We start from the raw sequence: 17,919 nt of genomic DNA, 5'->3' as shown, positions 1-17,919 counted from the left end.
ATGACCCCATGACCCTCTCCCTCCGTGTCGCGATCGTCGGAGCCGGCCCGGCCGGCATCTACGCGGGCAACATCCTGCGCCGCCAGGTCGACGAGGCAGGCGGGCGGGTCGCGATCGACCTGTTCGAGTCGCTGCCCGCGCCGTACGGCCTGATCCGCTACGGCGTCGCGCCCGACCACCCCCGCATCAAGGGCATCGTGAACTCGCTGCACGAGATGCTCGACGAGGGCACCATCCGCCTCACCGGCAACGTCGAGGTGGGCCGCGATGTCACGGTCGACGAGCTGCGCGAGCGCTACGACGCGGTGATCTTCGCGACCGGCGCCCTGAAGGACGCCCCGCTCGACATCCCCGGCATCGATCTGCCGGGTTCGTACGGCGCCGCCGACTTCGTCGCCTGGTACGACGGCCACCCGGACGTCTCGCGCGAGTGGCCGCTCGAGGCCGAGTCGATCGCCGTGATCGGCAACGGCAATGTGGCGCTCGACGTCGCACGCGTGCTCGCCAAGCACCCCGCCGACCTGCTCTCGACCGACATCCCGGCGAACGTGGTGGCCGGGCTGCAGGCGTCGCCGGTCACCGACGTGCACGTGTTCGGCCGCCGCGGCCCGTCGCAGGTGAAGTTCACGCCGATCGAGCTCCGCGAACTCGGCGAGGTGCCCGACGTCGACATCGTGGTCTACGACGACGACTTCGCGCGCGCCGAGGGCGACGAGCACGCCGCGCACCTGCTCGCGACGAACAACCAGGTCAAGGTCATGACGCGCACCCTGAACGGATGGCGCAAGCCCGCCGACTGGCAGCCGACCGCGTCGCGTCGCCTGCACCTGCACTTCTTCCACTCCCCCGTCGAGGTGCTCGGCACCGACGCGGTCGAGGGCGTGCGCTTCGAGCGCACCCGGCCCGTCGGCGACGGCTCCGTCGTGGGCACGGGCGAGTTCGTCGACGTGCCGGTGCAGGCGGTCTACCGCGCGGTGGGGTACGCGAGCTCGCCCATCCCGGGCGTGCCGTTCGACGAGCGTGCGCGCGTCGTCCCGAACGCGGGCGGCCGGGTGACGGATGCCACGGGCGCGCCGATCCCCGGCGTCTACGCCACGGGGTGGATCAAGCGCGGCCCCGTGGGCCTCATCGGCCACACGAAGGGCGACGCGCTCGAGACGATCACGAACCTCGTGGCGGATGCCGCGGCCGGCGTGCTCGCCGCGCCCCTCGTCGGGGCCGCCGACGGCGACGAGGTGCTCGAGCTGCTCGAGGCCCGCGGCGTCCGCTACACGACCTGGAACGGCTGGCTGGCGCTCGACGCGCACGAGCGCTCGCTCGGCGAGGCGTTCGAGGGCCCGGTCGCGCGCGAGCGCGTGAAGGTCGTGCCGCGCGACGAGCAGGTCGAGATCTCGCGCGACGGCGCGCTCGTCGCGGGCTGACCCCGCACTCATCCCTTCCGTTTCAGGAAGCAGGGCCCGGATCAGGACGGAATCGGGGAATCCGTGCTGACCTGCGTGCGAGTTCCTGAATCGTGGGCAGCCGACCGTGGCCGGAGCTGGAGCCGGGGGCGCGGCGAGCCGGGCGCTCGAGGGTCAGCCGTCGGACACGGCCGCGAACGCGTCGATCGCCGCGGCGTCGCCGCCCGCGGCGCTCAGGCGCGAGGCGATGCCCGCGCGCGCCCGGCGGTACGACGAGTTGCGCCCCGTGAGCAGCGAGTCGCGGTTGGCGAGCTCGAGCAGCGCGCTGAACTCGAACGACGCCTGCTTCGCGTCGTCGAGGGAGGGCAGCTCGCCGAGGTCGTGCGCGTGCTGCAGGGTCGCGGCGAGGTAGCCGCCCCATTCGCGGAGGGTCGAGGCGACGGCGTCCCGCACCTCGCCCGGCTTCGCGTCGAAGTCGGCCGCGGCCTCGGCGAAGAAGCACCCGCCGGGGAAGACCCGGTCGCGCGAGTACGCGATCCAGCCGTCGACGAGCGCGAGCACGCGTGCGAGGCCTCGCGGATGTTCGCGCGCCGGCTGGATCACGGTCTCGACGAAGCGCTCGCGCGCGGTCTCGACGGCGGCGAGCTGCAGCCGTTCCTTCGTGCCGAACAGGGTCGCGACGTTGCTCTTCGCGAGCCCGGCGGCCTGGGCGATCCGGCCGATCGACAGCTGGTCGAGCCCTTCGACCGATGCGAGGTCGACCGCGGCGGCGAGGATGACGCGACGCGAGGCGTCGCCGCGCAGGCGGCGCCCGTCGGCGTGGACCGTCGCGGACGCGGCATCCGTCGGCGTCAGGGTCAGCAGTTCGTCGGTCATCGCTTGCAGTCTACGTACGAACGTTCGTATACTCAACGCACGATCGTTCGTATTGATTCATCGAGCGGATGCCGCGGCCGCCCCCGACCCGCGCCACCGCCGGATCGGAGCCACCATGTCCCGCGCCCTCGCCGCCGTCGCCGCGACCGTCCGAGCCGCCGAGCGCGTCTCCCCGCAGGCCGCCGCGCGCCTCGCCCTGCCCCTGTTCATGCGGGTCGGCAGTCCCCTGCCCGTCCGGCCGGGCGACCGGGCGATCCACGACGCCGCGCGGCGCAGCACGCTCCACGTGCGGGGTCGCGAGGTCGTCGCCTACGAGTGGGGCAGCGGTCCCGACACGATCCTCCTCGTGCACGGATGGCGCGGCCGCGCCTCGCAGTTCGCCCCGATCGTGCGCGAGCTGCGGTCCGAGGGCTTCCGGCTCGTCGCCTTCGACGCGCCGGCGAACGGCGACTCACCGGGGCGCCGCACCGACATCCGCGACTGGCTCGCGGCGATCGAGGCGCTCCAGTCCCGCCATGGGCGCTTCCACACCGTGATCGGCCACTCGTTCGGCGCCATGGCCGCGCGCACCGCGGTCGGCGAGGGCGTCGCCGCCGGTGCCCTCGTCGCGATCGCCGGCATGGCCGACGCGCGCTACCTGGTCGACACGTTCGCCGGGAGGGTCGGCATCGGCCCCGCGAGCGCCGACGCGCTCGCCCGCCGGTTCGGCCGCCGCATCCTGCCCCACCTCGCCGACCCGTGGCCGCGGTTCGACGGCGTCTCGAGCCCGCTGCCCGAGCGGATGCCGCTGCTCGTCGTGCACGATCGCACCGATCGCGAGGTCTCCGTCGGCGAGGCCGAACGGCTGCACGCCGCGCACGGCGAGCGCTCGCGCCTCGTCGTGACCGACGGGCACGGGCACAACCGGGTGCTGGGGGCGGATGCCGCGCTCGACGCGATCACGGCGTTCGTGACCGCCGGACCGGCGGGCGTCGACGCGCTGGATGCGTCGGTTCAGGCGGACGAGCGCGACCCGCGCGACGCCACCGAGTCGAGCACGCGCGCGTAGAACGCGTGGTGCGCCCGCGCCACCGCCTCGTCGTCGAGCAGGCCCGGGGTGGCGGCCGCTCCGGCGGCGAGGCGGGCGCGGAGCGCCGGATCCGCGTCGAGCCGGACGAGCGCCGCCGCGAGCGCGTCGACCTCGCGCGGCGGAACGAGCACGCCGTTCACGCCGTCGACGATCCATTCGCGGGGTCCGCCCTCGTCGGCGGCGATGACCGCGCGAGCCGCGGCGAGGTACTGCAGCACGTTCTGCCCGAGCGGCTCGGGACGCGTCGAGGCCTGCACCGCGACATCCCAGCCGGCGAGCACCGCGTCGACGTCGTCGACGTGCCCGAGGAGGTCGAGCCGATCCCGCACCCCCAGTTCGTCGGCACGCCGGACCAGCGCAGCGGCGAACGCCTCGTGCCCGAAGGGGGCCGAGCCCGCGAGCTGGAGTCGCGTGTCGCGGGCGGGGAACGCACGGGCGAAGGCCTCGAGCAGCTGCAGCTGGCCCTTCCACGGATCGATGCGCGCCAGCATGCCCACCGTCCGGACGCCGGCCTCGTGTGACCCCGCGGCGGGGGTGGAGCCGACGCGCAGCCCGGACGCGCTCGGGATCACCTCGGCGAGCGCCGCCGTTCGCAGGTGCGCGTGCGCCGACTCGAGCGTCGCGCGCGAGTTCGCGACCACGCCGTCGGCGCGCGGGAGCACGACCCGCACCATGAGCGCATGCCCGGCGCGGCCGAGCGCCTCGGGCTCGACGAGGTCGCGGAGGTGGACGACGAACGTCCGTCGCGTGCCGCGGACCGCGAGCGCCCCGTACGCCGCGGATCGCGCAGTGTTCGCGTCGATCACGTCGGCGGTGCGGAAGGCGCGGGAGGCGCGCACGACGACGGCCTGGGCGACGACGCGAAGCCCGACGCCGAGCGCCGCGAGCCGGCCGCCCGAACTCGCCCCGGCCGGCTGCCGCACGCCGGCGATCCTCGTCGGAACCCGCGCGGGGAGCCCCGCGTAGACGCCGGCCCCCTCGGGCGACGGCGCCAGGTGGACGACCGGCGCCCAGCGCGGCCGGGCGCGCAGCATCCGCAGCAGGGCGAACTCGGCACCGCCGGGCACCCCGGTGTGATCGAGGTGGAGCACCCGCAGCCGCCGGTCGAGCTCCGGAGGCGTCGCCGGAGCCGGCGCCCCCGGGGTCGTCTCCGGCGTCATGCCCGGCGCCGCCCGCGCGTGCGCGATCCGTCGCCGTCGGCGGCCGTCGCGCCGGCCCGGGGCCGGACCCGGCCCCCGCCGTCACGGCCACGAGCATCCTCGAACGGGAACGCCGCGGCATCCGTCACGGCCTCGTCGTACGCGGCGACCTCGCGCGGCGGCATGCCGAAGAGCACCGAGGCGAACCGGGCGAGCGCCGGAACCTCCTGCCGGGCCATCTCGCGGTACGCGTCGTCGTCCCGGCCCTGCGGGTCGATGACGTCGGTCGGGACGCCCGTGGCGAGCGCGCGGTTCGCGGCGAGTGCGGAGGCGCGCGCGTGCAGCTCGTCGAGCGAGGCGGGCGGCGCCCCGGAGGTCATGCGGGCCGCGATGGCGCCCGCCTCGCGGATGGTCAACGTGTGCTTCAAGGCGCCCGGCGCGAACCCGAGCACCTGGTCGCGCTGCGTCGCCTCGGCGACGAGCACGAGGTCGGCCGCGCGGATCCCCGCCTCGGTCACCTGGACGGCACGGTGCTCGGACCCGTCGGCGCCGAGCGCCGCGGCGATGATTCGGGTGCGGCTGCGCATGTGGCTGCCGACCGGCGCGGCCAGTCCGCCGCTCGCCACCGTCACCTGCGACGCGACGCCCGCGGGGAGGTACCAGTCGGCCCAGGTTCGCAGCAGCGCCCCGGCGAGCGCCGACCGGTTGAGGTTGCCGGTGCAGACGACGAGCACGGTGAAGGACTCCCGCTGCACGTCATCACCCCCACGCTCCGCAGACGACCCGCGCTCGCCACGGATAAGGTTTCCTCAGAGTCTAGAGGGGGGTGCCGTGCGCGTACTGCGGGTGTCGCACAGCGCCGTCGTCGACGAGTGGCGCGGGCGCGAGCGCGAGCTCACCGAACTGGGCGTCGACGTCGCGGTCGTCTGCGCGCGGTCGTGGCACGCCGGTGGCGTCGAGGTCGCCCTGGGTGCCGGTGGGCGTGCAGCGCCATCCGACGGTGAGCGCGTCGTGGGCGCCCGTACGCTCGGCCGCCACCCCGCCCTGTTCGTCTACGACCCGCGACCCATCTGGCGAGCGCTCGGCGAGACGTGGGACGTGCTCGACGTGCACGAGGAGCCGTTCGCGCTGGCCACGGCCGAGATCCTGCTGCTCCGGGCGCTGCGCAGGCGTCGACGCGACCGCCCGCCGGTCGTGCTCTACACCGCGCAGAACCTGCGCAAGCGCTACCCGATCCCGTTCCGCTGGTTCGAGCGCCGTGCGCTGCGCGCCGCCTCGGGCGTCTCGGCGTGCAACACCGAGGCCGCGCGCATCGTCGAGGCGAAGGGGTTCGCGGGGCGGGCGCGGGTCATCCCGCTCGGCGTCGACCTCGAGCGGTTCCGTCCCGTGACGCGAGGTGACGCGACGACGGATGGCGCTGCGCGCGATGGCGCGATCACCGTCGGCTTCCTCGGCCGCCTGGTCCCCGAGAAGGGCCTCGGGGTGCTGCTCGACGCGCTCGCGCGCGATCCGCGGCTGCGCCTCCGCATCGCCGGAACGGGCCCGCTCCACGACGCCCTGCCGTCGCTCGCGACCGCTGCGGGCGTCGCCGACCGCGTGGACCTCGTCGGCGCGGTCGACCCCGACGACGTCCCAGGCTTCCTCCGCTCGCTCGACGTGCTCGCGGTGCCGTCCCTGCCGACGACGTCGTGGACCGAGCAGTTCGGGCGCGTGGCGGTCGAGGCGATGGCGTGCGGCGTTCCGGTCGTCTCGAGCGACGCGGGCGCGCTGCCCGACGTGGTGGGCGGCGCCGGGATCGTGGTGCCCGCGGGCGACCCGGCGGCGCTCGCGACCGCGCTCGGCGACGCGGCGGGTCCGCGCGCGGCGGAGCTCCGCGCACTGGGCGCCGCCCGCGCCCGCGAATGCAGCTGGACCGCGGTGGCCCGCGACTACCTCGAGCTCTACCGGTCCGTGCGCCACGAGGCATCCGTCGACGCCGCGACCCCGAGCGCGGTCGCGCCACCCGTGGAGGTCGTGGTCGTGGCCTACGGCTCCCCCGACCTGCTCCGGCGCGCGCTCGAGCCCGTTCGCGAGCTGCCCGTGACCGTCGTCGACAACTCGTCGATGCCCGAGATCGCCGCCCTCTGCGCGGAGCTCGGCGTCCGGTACGTCGACCCGGGCCGCAACGGCGGCTTCGCCGCGGGCGTCAACGTGGGCCTCGGCGACCGGCTGGTGCCCGGTGCCGACGTGCTGCTGCTGAACCCCGACGCCGCGATCGCCCCCGACGACATCGGGATCCTGCAGCGCGCCCTGCGCGCGGAGCCCGACCTCGCCAGCGTCGGGCCGGTGCAGGTCGGCGACGACGGTCGTCCCGCCCGGGTCGACTGGTGGCTGCCGTCCCCCGCGGGAACCTGGCTCGAGGCGATCGGCCTCGCGCGGCTGCGCCGCGACCCCACCTACGTCATCGGCTCCGTGCTGCTCCTGCGTGCCGAGGCCCTCGCGCAGGTCGGCGGCTTCGACGAGCGCTTCTTCCTCTACGCCGAGGAGGCCGACTGGGCGTTCCGCGCGCACCGGCTCGGATGGCGGCACGCCGCGGTCCCGGCTGCGCGCGCGGTGCACGTCGGCGCCGGCACGGGCGGCGACCCGCGCCGACGCGAGGCGCACTTCCACGCCTCGCAGGAGCGCTACCTGCGCAAGCACTACGGCGCGCTGGGCTGGCAGTGGGCGCGGATCGGGCAGTGGCTCGGGGCGTCGGCACGCGCCGTGGTGCTGCGGGGCGACCGCGGGGCGGCCGCGCGACGGCGCGCGGCCATCTACCGGCTCGGGCCGGTGCGGGTCGAGGGGCGATTCCGGCCGGCCGTCGAGGAGGCCGACGCTCGCAGAATGCGGCCACGGCGGGTCGCCCTCGTCGCATCGTCCTACGCGCCGCACTTCGGTGGCGTCGAGGAGCATGTCCGCCAGGTTGCGCATGAACTCTCGCAGCATCCGGACATCGATGTCGAAGTGTGGACCGTCGACCGGGGTGAGCGCCTGGGTGTTCGCGAGGTCGACGGCGTCGTCGTGCGATACCTCCCCACGCCGCTTCCGGCCCGCAACCTCCGCTCGATCGCTGGGCTGGTGCGTGACGCTCCACCGGCCCTCCTCGCATGGTCCCGAGCGCGGCGATCGTTCGAGCCCGAGCTGCTGCACGTCCATTGCTTCGGACCCAACGGCGTCTACGCCTTGGTGTTGGGGCGGCTCTGGAGCTTGCCCATCGCCGTGACGTCGCACGGCGAGACCTCCGCCGACGACCGCGGCGCATTCGCGAGATCGGCCCTCCTGAGACGCTCGCTCCGCTCGGCACTCGCCCGCGCCCGATTCGTGACCGCACCATCCCAGTGGGTGCTCGACGAGTTGCGCACCTCGTACGGCCTGCGCGGCGGGAGCGTCGTGCCGAACGGGGTCGACGGCTCCGTGCGCGCCAGCGAATCCGAACCGCGTCTCGCGGCGCTGGATGATCCGCGACCGTTCTTCACCGCAGTCGGCCGACTCGGTCCCCACAAGGGATTCGACCTGCTCCTGGATGCGTTCGCCGCTGCAGAGCTACCCGAGGACACGCGGCTGCTCATCGGCGGCGACGGCCCCGAGCGCGCGGCACTCCAGCGACGCATCACCGACCTCGCCCTCGATGGCAGAGTCGCGATGCTCGGTCGCCTCGATGCCGGTCAGGTCGCCTCGGTGATGGAGCGGTCGATCGCCGTCGCCGTCCCGAGCAGACTCGAGCCGTTCGGCATCGTCGCCCTGGAGGCATGGCGCGCCGCCGCGCCGCTGATCATGACGAGCCGCGGCGGCGCCCCGGAGTTCGTTCACGACGGCATCGACGGACTCCTCGTCGATCCTCTCGACGGCGATGCCCTCGCAGGTGCGCTGCGGCGCCTGCACGACGATGCCGCGCTGCGCTCGAGGCTCGCTCGCACCGGCCGCGAACGCATCGACGAATTCCGTTGGGGTCGCGTCGCAGGAGCGTACCGCTCGCTCTACGACCTGGCGTGATACGCCCGGTCACTCCAGCGAGCGCCAGACGCGCGCGTGCGCCCGCGCCGAGGCATCCCAGGTGAAGCCCGTGGCTCGCGCCCGCCCGGCGGCGACGAGTGCCCGGACCGCCGGATCGTCAACAGTGACGGCGAGGAGCCCCTCGACCACGCCTGCAGCGGTCGGCTCGACCAGCAGCGCGGCATCTCCTGCCACTTCGGGAAGGCTGCTCGTCCGGGCGGCGACCACCGGCACATTGGCGGCCATCGCCTCGAGGACCGGCAGCCCGAACCCCTCGTAGAGCGATGGCACGACGACGGCAGCCGCGCCGGCGACGAGACCTGGCACGAGCGCGTCGGCGACCCGGCCGAGCATGCGGGTGCCGGGCATGCCCCTGAAGAGCGCGGTGCGCGTCGGGTGCGGGGGGCCGCTGAGAACGAGCTCGAGGTCGGGCCGGTTCCGGTGCACGATCGGCCACGCCTCGGCAAGCGCGGGCAGGTTCTTCCGGCTGGATGCTCCGCCGGCATGGAGCACGTAGCGGGCGGGCAGGCCGAGCGCCCCCCGGTCGGAGGCGCTGAGGGGCGTCGCGTCGAAGAACGCGTCGTCGATGCCGTTGTGCACGACGTACGGGTCGCGGATGCCGAGGAAGTCGACGGCCTCGTTCGCGCTGAACTCCGATACGCAGATGACGGCGTCCGCTCGACGGGCCTCCTCCTCGGCGGCCGCGACCGGCGCCGACTCATCGGGGAACCTCCAGGCGACGACATCGTGGAGCGTGATGACGTCCCCGTTCGGAGCAGGCGGCAGCTCCAGGTTCATCCGGTGCGTGACCGCGCCCCTGGGATAGACGAGCCGCCCGAGCGCTCTCCTGACCCGCGGGGAAGCTCGCGTGACAGCGCCGAACGGCAGTCGCCGATTGCCGGGCAGAGGGGAGGACATCGATCGGAAGACCGCCCGACGCACCGCCCAGTCGGCGCCGAGCGCATCGGGTGCGCGGTCGGCGATGCGTTCCTGGTAGACGGACGCCCCCATCGGCGCCGCGACCGCGACGGTTGCGATAGTGAGCACCGACGGAGCCCGGCGGGACCGGTCGCCTGCGCTGTCCTGCACGACATGGGAGCTTACGTGCTCCGGCCGGCGGGCTCAGGCACCGACGTGCGTGTGCGGATAGGGTTGCTGCTGGATTCCGGCCGGCCGAAGCCGCCGAGAGGTCGCGAGGAGCTGGGAGAGTCGTGGGTGCAGCATCGGATGCGTGGAGCGACTCCAACGTGCCCGGCGCCGACCGCACCGGTCCGGCGCGAGCCGATGGGCCCTCCGCGAACGACCTCCACATCGTGCAGATCGCACCGGCGATCGCCCGTGGCAGCGGGGTCGAGGGCGTGGCCTTCGAACTCGAGCGCGAGTTCCTCGCGCGCGGCGCGAGGGTCGAGCGCTTCACCGCGGACACCGCGGGCCGTCGCCGGCGGCGACATCCGCGATCGGGGATCGGCATGCATCTCGAGCGCGCCGTCAACGTGGTCTGGTTCAGCACAGTCGGAACCGCGCGGGCGAAGCGGTTCCTCGCTGAACGACCCGGCGCCGTCAGCATCTGCCACAACGACGTCATGACGGGTGATGTCTACGTCAACCACGGCCTGCTGCAGGTGGCCATGCGGGCGCGCGGCAACTACTTCTGGCGCATGGTGCGCAACCCCGTCCATCTCTTCACGGCGGCCAGGGACCGCGTGCGCTACCGGGGGCGCGCACACCGGGCGGTCGTCGCCCTGACCGCGCACGAGGCCGAACTGCTCGTATCGACCTACGGACGCGTGCGGCCGCCGATCCGGGTGATCCCGAACGGGGTGGACACCGAGGCGTACCGACCACCCACACCGGAGGAGCGGGCCGCGGGGCGCGCCGGGGTCGGGCTCTCCGACGACCTGGTGCTCGCGGTGTTCGTTGGCCATGAGTTCGAGCGGAAAGGGCTTCCGCTCGTGCTCGAGGCGCTCGGAGCGGCTCCGCACGTCGGACTCGTCGTGGTCGGCGGCACATCCTCGATGATCCGTCAGGCAAGGGCACTGGCCGAGCGCCGTGGCGTGGCCGACCGGGTCGCGTTCGTCGGCTCTCGGCCGGACGTTGTGCCGTTCTACCACGCCGCCGACCTGTTCGTCCTGCCGAGCCACTACGAGTCGAGCGGGTTGGTCTTCCTCGAGGCGCTCGCCTGCGGGTTGCCGGTGATCGCGACCCCGGTCGGCTTCGCGCCCGAGCTCATCGCCGACGGCGAGAACGGGTACCTCGTCGACGGTCGGGCCGACCGGATCGGGGCGCGGCTGAAGGAGCTCTCTGAGCTCGACCGCTCCGCGTGGCGGGACCGAGCTCGCGCCACCGCCGAGCAGCACGGATGGCCTGCGATCTCCGATCGCTACCTCGAGTTGCTCGGCGAGCTGCTCAGCCGGGGACGGCGGTGACGGTGACGCGGCTGCGCGTCCTCCACGCCATTCGCTCCGACGGGTTCTCGGGCGTTGAACGCTTCGTCCTGCGCCTGGCGCGGCAGCAGCACGCCGACGGGCACGAGGTCGCCGTCATCGGCGGAGCGGTGGAGAGCATGCGGGAGGCGCTCGATCCGATCGGTGTCCTGCACGCCCCAGCCGCGCGGACGCTCGACGTGGCGCGCGCCGTCCGGCGACTGGGCTCCGGCGTCGACGTCGTCAACACGCATATGACCGCCGCGGAACTGGGCACGGCCGCCGGCCTGGTCGGACGGCTCCGTCGCCCGGCAGTCGTCGCGACCCGGCACTTCGCCAAGCCTCGCGGGCGCATCGGCCCGGTCCCCGTGAGCCCGCTCCTCAGGCCCACCATCGACGCGCAGTTGTCCATCAGCCGGGCCGTCGCCTCGGCGATCGACGGGCCGAGCACGGTGGTCTACTCGGGCGTCGAGGCTCGGCCACTGCGCGACGGTCTGCTGCGCGAACGGACCGTCCTCATGGCCCAGCGACTGCAGCCAGAGAAGCACGGGCACGTCGGCATCCGCGCCTTCGCCGCGGCGGGCCTCGCCGAGGCGGGCTGGACACTCGAGATCGCAGGCCGAGGCCCGGAGCGGTCCGCGCTCGAGGGGCTGGCCCACGAGCTCGGCGTCGGCGCCGCCGTGCGGTTCCTCGGATATCGCGCCGACCTCCCCGACGTCATGGATCGTGCCGGGATGCTCATCGCGCCGTGCCCGATCGAGGGTCTCGGCCTGACGGTGCTCGAGGCCATGGCTGGAGGACTGCCCGTGCTGGCAGCCGGCGCCGCCGGTCATCTCGAGGTGTTCGAGGGGCTCGAGGATCGGTGCCTGTTCGCGGTCGATGACATCGAGGATGCCGCGACGCGCCTCCGCCGCTTGGCCGACGACGACGATGGCCGGCTGGCGCTCGGCGGCGTGATGCACTGCGTGCAGCAACGACGCTTCTCGTTGCGGGCCCAGGCCGCCGGAACCGAACGCGTCTACCGGAGCGTCCTGCGCTGATCGGCACCGGTCAGCGCGCCTTCTCGATCGCGACCTGCTCAGCGAGTTCGAGGTAGCGGCGCGCGACATCCGTCCAGGTCCACCCCTCGATGCTCGCGCGGGCTCGTTCGCGCCACGACGCGAGGTCCACGGCCGCGAGCTGTTCGAGCCGATCTGCGACCTCGTGCGAGTCGGGCCCCACGAGGTACCCGTTCTCGCCGTTGCGCACGAGCTCGGCCGCGACGCCCACCGGGGTCGCGATCACCGGCAGGCCGCTCGCGAGGGCCTCGAGGAAGACCAGGCCACTCGACTCGTAGTAGCTCGGGAGCACGAACAGGTCCGCGGCGGCGAGCAGCGGCCGCACGTCGCCGTGCTGACCGACGAAGAGCACGCGATCGGCGACGCCGAAGCGGTCGGCCGTCGCCTTCGCCCGCTCGAGCAGCCGTGCATTGCCTCCGACGACCATGAGGAGCAGGGTCGGCGCCGAGGCCAACGCCTCGAGCACGATGGGCAATCCCTTGCGGTCGAACTCGTGTCCGACGAACACGGCGACCCGGTCCTCATCGTCCAGGTGGAACCGCGCGCGCGCCTCCCGGCGCTCGGTATCGGTGGGCGGGCGGAACCGCTCCGGATCGACGCCATTGGGGATCACCACGATCGGCGGTCGCACCTGCCCGTACGTGCGGGTCAGCACGCCGATCTCGGCGTCGCTCAGCGCGACGATCCGACGGTGGATGCCCGAGCGGTAGCGGATCACGTCGCGCAGGTGGGTGAAGATGTGCGTCGGATCGCGCAGGAACCGGAACGCCGAGTTGCCGCGGGCGCGCATCGCGGCGAGCAGCACGCCGTGGTTCACGTACACGTCACCCACCATGGCGTTGTTGTGGCAGATCGAGACCGCGTCGGGCCGCTCGGCGAGGAAGGCCTTGGCCCGCCGGGTGCCGACGAGGCTGAACCACACCATGCGCTGCGCCTGCGCGATGCGCGCGGTGCGCCATCCGCGGACCCGGACCTCGCGCAGCCCCTTCGCCGCCGACGCGTAGGTGAAGCTCTCGACGGTCGCGCCGAGCGCCCGCAGTTCCCGGTCGAGGTTCCACGCGACTCCCGCGACACCGCTTCCCGGGCCGATGAACGGCACGATCTGCACGATGCGCATCGGACCTCCCGGCACCACGATATCCGCCGCCCGGCCGCGTCCCGCCCGGACCGCCTCCGTTACGCTGAGTCGTCACCTCCCCGCGGACGGAGCCGAATGACCGACCTCATCGTCGTCTCGCTCGAGGGCTGGGACCAGGTCTGGCGACGCAACCAGCACCTCGTCGCCGGTCTCCTCGCTCGCGACCCGGCGCTTCGGGTGCTCTTCGTCGAGCCGCCCGCCGACCCCACGCACGACCTCCGCTCGAAGCGCCGGCCGCGCCGCGGAGCCGGACTCGCCGAGGTCGAGGGCGTGGCCGACGGTCGGCTCCACCGGCTTCAGCTGACCAAGTGGATGCCGCGCCGGCTCGACCCGCGGGCCGACGACCGGCTCGTGCGCGGCATCCTCATCGGAGCCGATCGACTAGGCATGCGCCATCCGCTGCTCTGGATCAACGACCCCGGGATGGCGGTACTGGCCGAACGCACCGGCTGGCCGACGCTCTACGACATCACCGACGACTGGCTCGCGGCCGACCGCCCGGCAGCCGAACTCGAGAGGATCACCGCTAGCGAGGCGTCGCTCATGCGCCTCGCCCGTGTGGTCGTCGTCTGCTCGCCGGAGCTGGTCCGGCGCAAGCAGGCGGTCCGGGAGGTGACGCTCGTGCCCAACGCGGTCGACACCGCCGCGTACCGCCGACCGGCTCTCCGACCGAGCGACCTGCCGGAGGGCGCCGTCGCCCTCTACCTCGGCACGCTGCACCGCGACCGGCTCGACGTGGACCTCTGCGCGGCCACGGCACGGGCGATCGGTGCGCGCGGCTCGCTCGTGCTCGTCGGGCCGAACGCGCTCACCCCGACCGAGGAGGAGCAGCTGCGGCACGCCGGTGTGCGGCTACTCGGCCCCCGCCCGCGTGACGAGGTCATCGGCTACCTCCAGCACGCCGACGTGCTCGTGGTGCCGCACGTCGTCACCGCGTTCACCGAGAGCCTCGACCCCCTGAAGCTCTACGAGTACCAGGCGGTGGGGCGGCCCGTCGTGACCACCGCGGTCGCCGGGTTCCGCGACGCCGGCGATGCGCGCATCACGGTCGCGAGCCGGGGCTACTTCCCCGAGGCCGTCGCCGCGTCTCTGCCCGCGAGGTGGCACTTCCCAGATCGGATCGACGCGCGCGTCGCCGACTGGAGCGAGCGTGTGGACGCCATGGCCGGGGCGCTGGAGCGGCTGCGCGGGGGTGAGGACCCGCATGGACCTGCCCGCTGAGATGCGGTCAGGCGGATTCGCCGCCGAGGATGCGCCGCAGCTCGTTGCCGACGGGGTCGGTCCGCTGCGGCGGCGTCGGTCGCCAGCGGGCATCCCGAAGCATGGCGCCCGCACCCCAGAGCACGCCGAGGGTCGTCACCCCGAGTCGCTTCGCCCCCGCCCCAAAGCCGCCGGCGGCCCGAACGTTCCGGAACTGCGCGGCCACCCACCGCCGAAGCATGCGCGAACCGATGCCTCCGTCACGCGCGAGCAGCACCATGTGATTGCGCCGACCGTAGAGCTTGTACCGGGTGTCGAACCGTGCACCGCGCACGTGGGGCGCGGGCAGGTGGTCGACGATCGCCTCGGGCGCGAACACCGAACGTCCGCCCATCGCGCGAACCCTCAGGAACATGTCCGTGTCCTCGCGGATGGACGTGCCCGGGTAGTCGTCGCGGAAGCCGCCCAACTCGGCGAGGACCGCGCGACGGAAGGACATGTTCGCGCCGATGCCATGGTCGACGTCGACGAGCTGCGGGACGTCCGCGGCGAAGCCGTCGGTGAGGGTGCCGTCGGAAAGCAGGCGACCGATCTCCCGGTCGTACTCCTCCTCACCCGGCAGCCCGTTGCACGTGCGACCGGCGACCGCGGCGACGCTCTCGTCCGCGAAGGCCGCATCGAGGGCCGCCTGCCATCCCCGCCGGACGACCACGTCGTCATCGAGGAAGGCGACGAGGTCACCGCGGACGTGCCGGAGCGCCTCGTTGCGCGATCGCGTCATCCACCCCGCGAGGGAGGGCGCGTGCACGTACCTCGCCGCGGGCATGACGGCGCGGACCTCGCGCGTGTGGTCGGCGCGCGAAGCGTCGACCACCACGACCTCGGCGTCGTCGTCGAGCTCCGCGGCCAGGACCGCCAGGCACCGCTCGAGGAACGCCGTACGCTCGTACGTGACGACGCACACGCTGAGCCGTACCGCCTCGCTCATGTTCCAAGCTCCACCCGCCCGGAATCCGTCGGCTCCGGGTGCCGGCACGATCGCCCACGCGCCGGCTCGATCCTATGCTGGCTGCGTGCACTCGGAAGAAGCCCCAGCGGCGCCCGACGCCCAGCGGCCTCGGATCTGCTACGTGATCCTCAGCCACCGGGGCTGGCCGCAGGTGCACCGGCTGGCTCGGGCGATCCTGATGTCGAGTCCGCACTCGAGGGTGCTCATCGCCCATGACAGCCGGCGGGAGCGATTCCCCGCGCACCCGGTCGACGAACGGGTCGACATCGTCGAGCACGGTCTCGATGCTGATTGGGGTTCGTGGGAGCTCGTCGAGGCGATGCTCAGCGGCCTGTCCGCCGCGCGCGAGCGGACCGATCCGGACCTCGTCTGCCTGGTCTCCGGCCAGGACTATCCGGTCCGGAGGCTCGAGGAATGGGAGTCCGAGGCGATGGCCGCCGAGAGCTGGATCGGCTCTGCCGAGCCCGTCGCGTACACCCCTCGATGGGGTCGCCGTCACGGCGAGGGCAGCGACATTCTCACGCGCTACGACTACCGCTGGTTCCGCACGCCGGCGAGCCGTATGGGCCTCCGGGTCCCCGGCAGGGGCGGAGCGTTCCTGCGCCGCGTCCGCGACGCACTGGCGTTGCGCATGGAGCCGATCCTGAGCGTGCGCCACGTGGATCGGGGGCGTGGCGTGCATTGGGGCCTGCGTCGCATCCCGTCGCCCTTCGAACCGGCGATGCCGTGCTGGTACGGCAGCCAGTGGCTGGCTCTACGACGACCGGAGCTGGACCGGCTCCTCGACGTGGATCTCGCGCCCGGCTCCCGACTCCGGCGCGTGTACCGTCGCTCCGTCATCCCGGACGAGTCCGCCCTCGTCACCCCGCTCGCATGGCGGAGCCCACCGGCCCCGATGCCGCCGGTCACCCGCATGGTGTGGGACGTCGCTCGCGACGAGCCGACGACATGGACTCGCGACGATCTCGAGACGTTGCTCGCGTCCGGATCGCCCTTCTGCCGCAAGGTCGACCCGATCGTCAGTGGGGCGCTGCTCGACGCGCTCGACGGGCTCATCGTCGCGCGACGCTGAGCTGACGGACGGTCGCCTTCACGGCCGTAGCGGTAGAGTGCGAACCTCAGATCCGCCTGCCGAGCGTGGCCGCGCGGACGCCAGCGACCACATCACAAGACAAGCTCAGTGAATCCTCGCCCGATATGCACATCGTCAGCTTCTCGCTCTTCGTCCCCTACCCCGGCGTCCCGCACGCCGGCGGCGAGCTCTACCGTCGCCACATCGCGACCCTGGAAGGACTCGGCCACGACGTCGTGATCGTGGCACCGAGCAGCGAACTCAACCGCGATGCCATCCGGCGCACCGAACGCCCTGATCGGATCCTGCTCGTCGATCGACGGGCCGGTCGGACGACCGCGCTGATCGACCGAGCGGGTCGCCTCATCGCCCCGCATCAGCTCGAATGGAGCCGGCGCTCCGCGATACTCCGCGATGCCGGTGTGATCGCCCTCGTCGAGGCAGCGGATCTGGTGGAGGCGCATTGGTCCGAGATGGCGTTCGCGCTTCGGACCGCGACGCCATCCACGCGGACCATGCTGTTCGCCCACGACATCCCTCTCCAGCGCGAGGTGAGGTGGCTGATCGCGGCATGGCGCCAGCGAGCGCCGAAGAAGGTGCTTTGGCGTGCCTGGCGGACGGCGGCCGCAGCCGCGACGCACCGGCGGTCGTCGGATGCGGCCGACATCCTCGTCACGCTGAGCCCGAAGGATGCGCACATCTCCGGCCGATCGCGGGGCCGCAGCCCGGCCGAATGGATCGATCCGCCGCTGTGGGATTCCGGCCCGGAGCCCCCCCATCGCGACGCGCCGGAGGAGCCGACGGCCGTTTTCGTCGCGGCCTTCAACCGACGCGAGAACGTCGAGGCGGCCACGTGGTTGATGCACGACGTCTGGCCGCGCGTCGCCGCTGCCGTTCCCGAGGCCAGGCTCGTGCTGGCGGGCGCGCATCCGCCGGATGCCCTCCGCGCAGCCGCCGAACGACGTCCCGACATCGTGGTGACGGGCTACGTCGACGACCTCGAAGCGCTCTACGGCCGCGTCACCGTCGCCGTGGTTCCGCTGCACTCGGGTGCCGGCGTGAAGTTCAAGACGATCGATGCGCTCGTGCGGGACCTTCCCGTGGTCTCGACGAGGATCGGCGCTGAGGGCGTGCTCGACGCCCACGGCCGGCATCCGTTCATCGTGACGGACGAACCGGGCGCGTTCGCCGACGCCGTCATCGACGTCCTTCTCGGGCGAACCGCTTCCGACGCGCGCGTCGGTTCAGAAGCGCGCGAGAGGTACGGCACGGACGCATACGCGCGGAGGCTGAGCGAATTGATCTCCATCGTGACCTCTGCGAGGTGAACGCCGTCACGGCATCGAGAGTCGGGGCCTGTCGACTCGGGCCGAGGTCGCTGCACGCACGGCATAGGGTCGACGTGTGAAGCTGTTGCTCGTCGGGATCGGGTATCGCGGGTACACCGCGACGTACGAGCAGGCGCTGCGTTCACTGGGGCACGAGGTCACGACGTACGTCGGCCTCCGTCAGTACGACTTCCTC

At 73.2% G+C, this 17,919-nt stretch carries 14 protein-coding genes; 8 read left to right on the top strand and 6 right to left on the bottom strand.

What is annotated here, in order from left to right:
• Positions 1-8 precede the first annotated feature (8 nt).
• Positions 9-1,421, top strand: a complete 1,413-nt coding sequence (locus WBQ80_RS07680) for an FAD-dependent oxidoreductase (protein ID WP_336571885.1) — start codon at positions 9-11, stop codon at positions 1,419-1,421.
• 153 nt (positions 1,422-1,574) lie between these two features.
• Here the strand turns inward: WBQ80_RS07680 and WBQ80_RS07675 are convergent, their stop codons facing one another.
• The gene (locus WBQ80_RS07675) at positions 1,575-2,276 is read right to left on the bottom strand and encodes a TetR/AcrR family transcriptional regulator (protein WP_336571886.1); all 702 of its coding nucleotides are present in this window, start codon (positions 2,274-2,276) and stop codon (positions 1,575-1,577) included.
• 115 nt (positions 2,277-2,391) lie between these two features.
• On the opposite strand from WBQ80_RS07675, the gene WBQ80_RS07670 reads away from it, so the two are divergent.
• Positions 2,392-3,324: an alpha/beta hydrolase gene (locus tag WBQ80_RS07670; RefSeq protein ID WP_336571887.1), complete on the top strand. Its 933-nt coding sequence runs from the start codon at positions 2,392-2,394 to the stop codon at positions 3,322-3,324.
• On the opposite strand, the gene WBQ80_RS07665 is transcribed toward WBQ80_RS07670, so the two are convergent.
• Together WBQ80_RS07665 and WBQ80_RS07660 are read right to left on the bottom strand one after the other, a co-directional pair.
• Positions 3,270-4,505 carry a glycosyltransferase gene (locus WBQ80_RS07665; protein WP_336571888.1) on the bottom strand — a complete coding sequence of 412 codons (1,236 nt, stop codon included), beginning with the start codon at positions 4,503-4,505 and terminating at the stop codon, positions 3,270-3,272. The two genes, WBQ80_RS07670 and WBQ80_RS07665, sit on opposite strands and share 55 nt — an antisense overlap.
• Positions 4,502-5,239, bottom strand: a complete 738-nt coding sequence (locus tag WBQ80_RS07660; protein WP_336571889.1) for an arsenate reductase/protein-tyrosine-phosphatase family protein — start codon at positions 5,237-5,239, stop codon at positions 4,502-4,504. The genes WBQ80_RS07665 and WBQ80_RS07660 overlap by 4 nt, the downstream gene beginning before the upstream one ends.
• 76 nt (positions 5,240-5,315) lie before the next feature.
• Between WBQ80_RS07660 and WBQ80_RS07655 the strand changes: the two genes are divergently transcribed.
• Positions 5,316-8,495: a glycosyltransferase gene (locus WBQ80_RS07655; RefSeq protein ID WP_336571890.1), complete on the top strand. Its 3,180-nt coding sequence runs from the start codon at positions 5,316-5,318 to the stop codon at positions 8,493-8,495.
• A 9-nt stretch (positions 8,496-8,504) separates the two neighbouring features.
• Here WBQ80_RS07655 and WBQ80_RS07650 read toward each other — a convergent pair whose 3' ends face one another.
• Positions 8,505-9,293 carry a glycosyltransferase family 4 protein gene (locus WBQ80_RS07650; RefSeq protein ID WP_337282509.1) on the bottom strand — a complete coding sequence of 263 codons (789 nt, stop codon included), beginning with the start codon at positions 9,291-9,293 and terminating at the stop codon, positions 8,505-8,507.
• 413 nt (positions 9,294-9,706) lie between these two features.
• Between WBQ80_RS07650 and WBQ80_RS07645 the strand changes: the two genes are divergently transcribed.
• The gene (locus WBQ80_RS07645; RefSeq protein ID WP_336571892.1) at positions 9,707-10,921 is read left to right on the top strand and encodes a glycosyltransferase family 4 protein; all 1,215 of its coding nucleotides are present in this window, start codon (positions 9,707-9,709) and stop codon (positions 10,919-10,921) included.
• A 2-nt stretch (positions 10,922-10,923) separates the two neighbouring features.
• Positions 10,924-11,958 carry a glycosyltransferase family 4 protein gene (locus tag WBQ80_RS07640; RefSeq protein ID WP_336571893.1) on the top strand — a complete coding sequence of 345 codons (1,035 nt, stop codon included), beginning with the start codon at positions 10,924-10,926 and terminating at the stop codon, positions 11,956-11,958.
• A gap of 10 nt (positions 11,959-11,968) precedes the next feature.
• On the opposite strand, the gene WBQ80_RS07635 is transcribed toward WBQ80_RS07640, so the two are convergent.
• Positions 11,969-13,093: a glycosyltransferase gene (locus WBQ80_RS07635; RefSeq protein ID WP_337282508.1), complete on the bottom strand. Its 1,125-nt coding sequence runs from the start codon at positions 13,091-13,093 to the stop codon at positions 11,969-11,971.
• A gap of 96 nt (positions 13,094-13,189) precedes the next feature.
• Between WBQ80_RS07635 and WBQ80_RS07630 the strand changes: the two genes are divergently transcribed.
• On the top strand, positions 13,190-14,335 hold the full coding sequence (locus tag WBQ80_RS07630; RefSeq protein WP_336571895.1) for a glycosyltransferase: 1,146 nt from the start codon (positions 13,190-13,192) through the stop codon (positions 14,333-14,335).
• A 7-nt stretch (positions 14,336-14,342) separates the two neighbouring features.
• Here WBQ80_RS07630 and WBQ80_RS07625 read toward each other — a convergent pair whose 3' ends face one another.
• Complete coding sequence (locus WBQ80_RS07625) at positions 14,343-15,302, bottom strand: glycosyltransferase family 2 protein (RefSeq protein WP_336571896.1); 960 nt, start codon at positions 15,300-15,302, stop codon at positions 14,343-14,345.
• 85 nt (positions 15,303-15,387) lie between these two features.
• Here WBQ80_RS07625 and WBQ80_RS07620 point away from each other — a divergent pair, with 85 nt between their 5' ends.
• The gene (locus WBQ80_RS07620; protein WP_336571897.1) at positions 15,388-16,395 is read left to right on the top strand and encodes a hypothetical protein; all 1,008 of its coding nucleotides are present in this window, start codon (positions 15,388-15,390) and stop codon (positions 16,393-16,395) included.
• A gap of 65 nt (positions 16,396-16,460) precedes the next feature.
• A complete protein-coding gene (locus tag WBQ80_RS07615) occupies positions 16,461-17,723 on the top strand; it encodes a glycosyltransferase (protein WP_337282507.1) in 1,263 nt (420 codons plus the stop codon).
• Positions 17,724-17,919 lie beyond the last annotated feature (196 nt).

It is taken from the genome of Agromyces sp. CCNWLW213 (assembly GCF_037199545.1).
In the GTDB taxonomy this organism is placed as follows: Bacteria; Actinomycetota; Actinomycetes; order Actinomycetales; family Microbacteriaceae; genus Agromyces.
The sequence above is the reverse complement of the archived record's forward strand: the minus strand, read 5'-3'. Positions and strand labels throughout refer to the sequence as shown.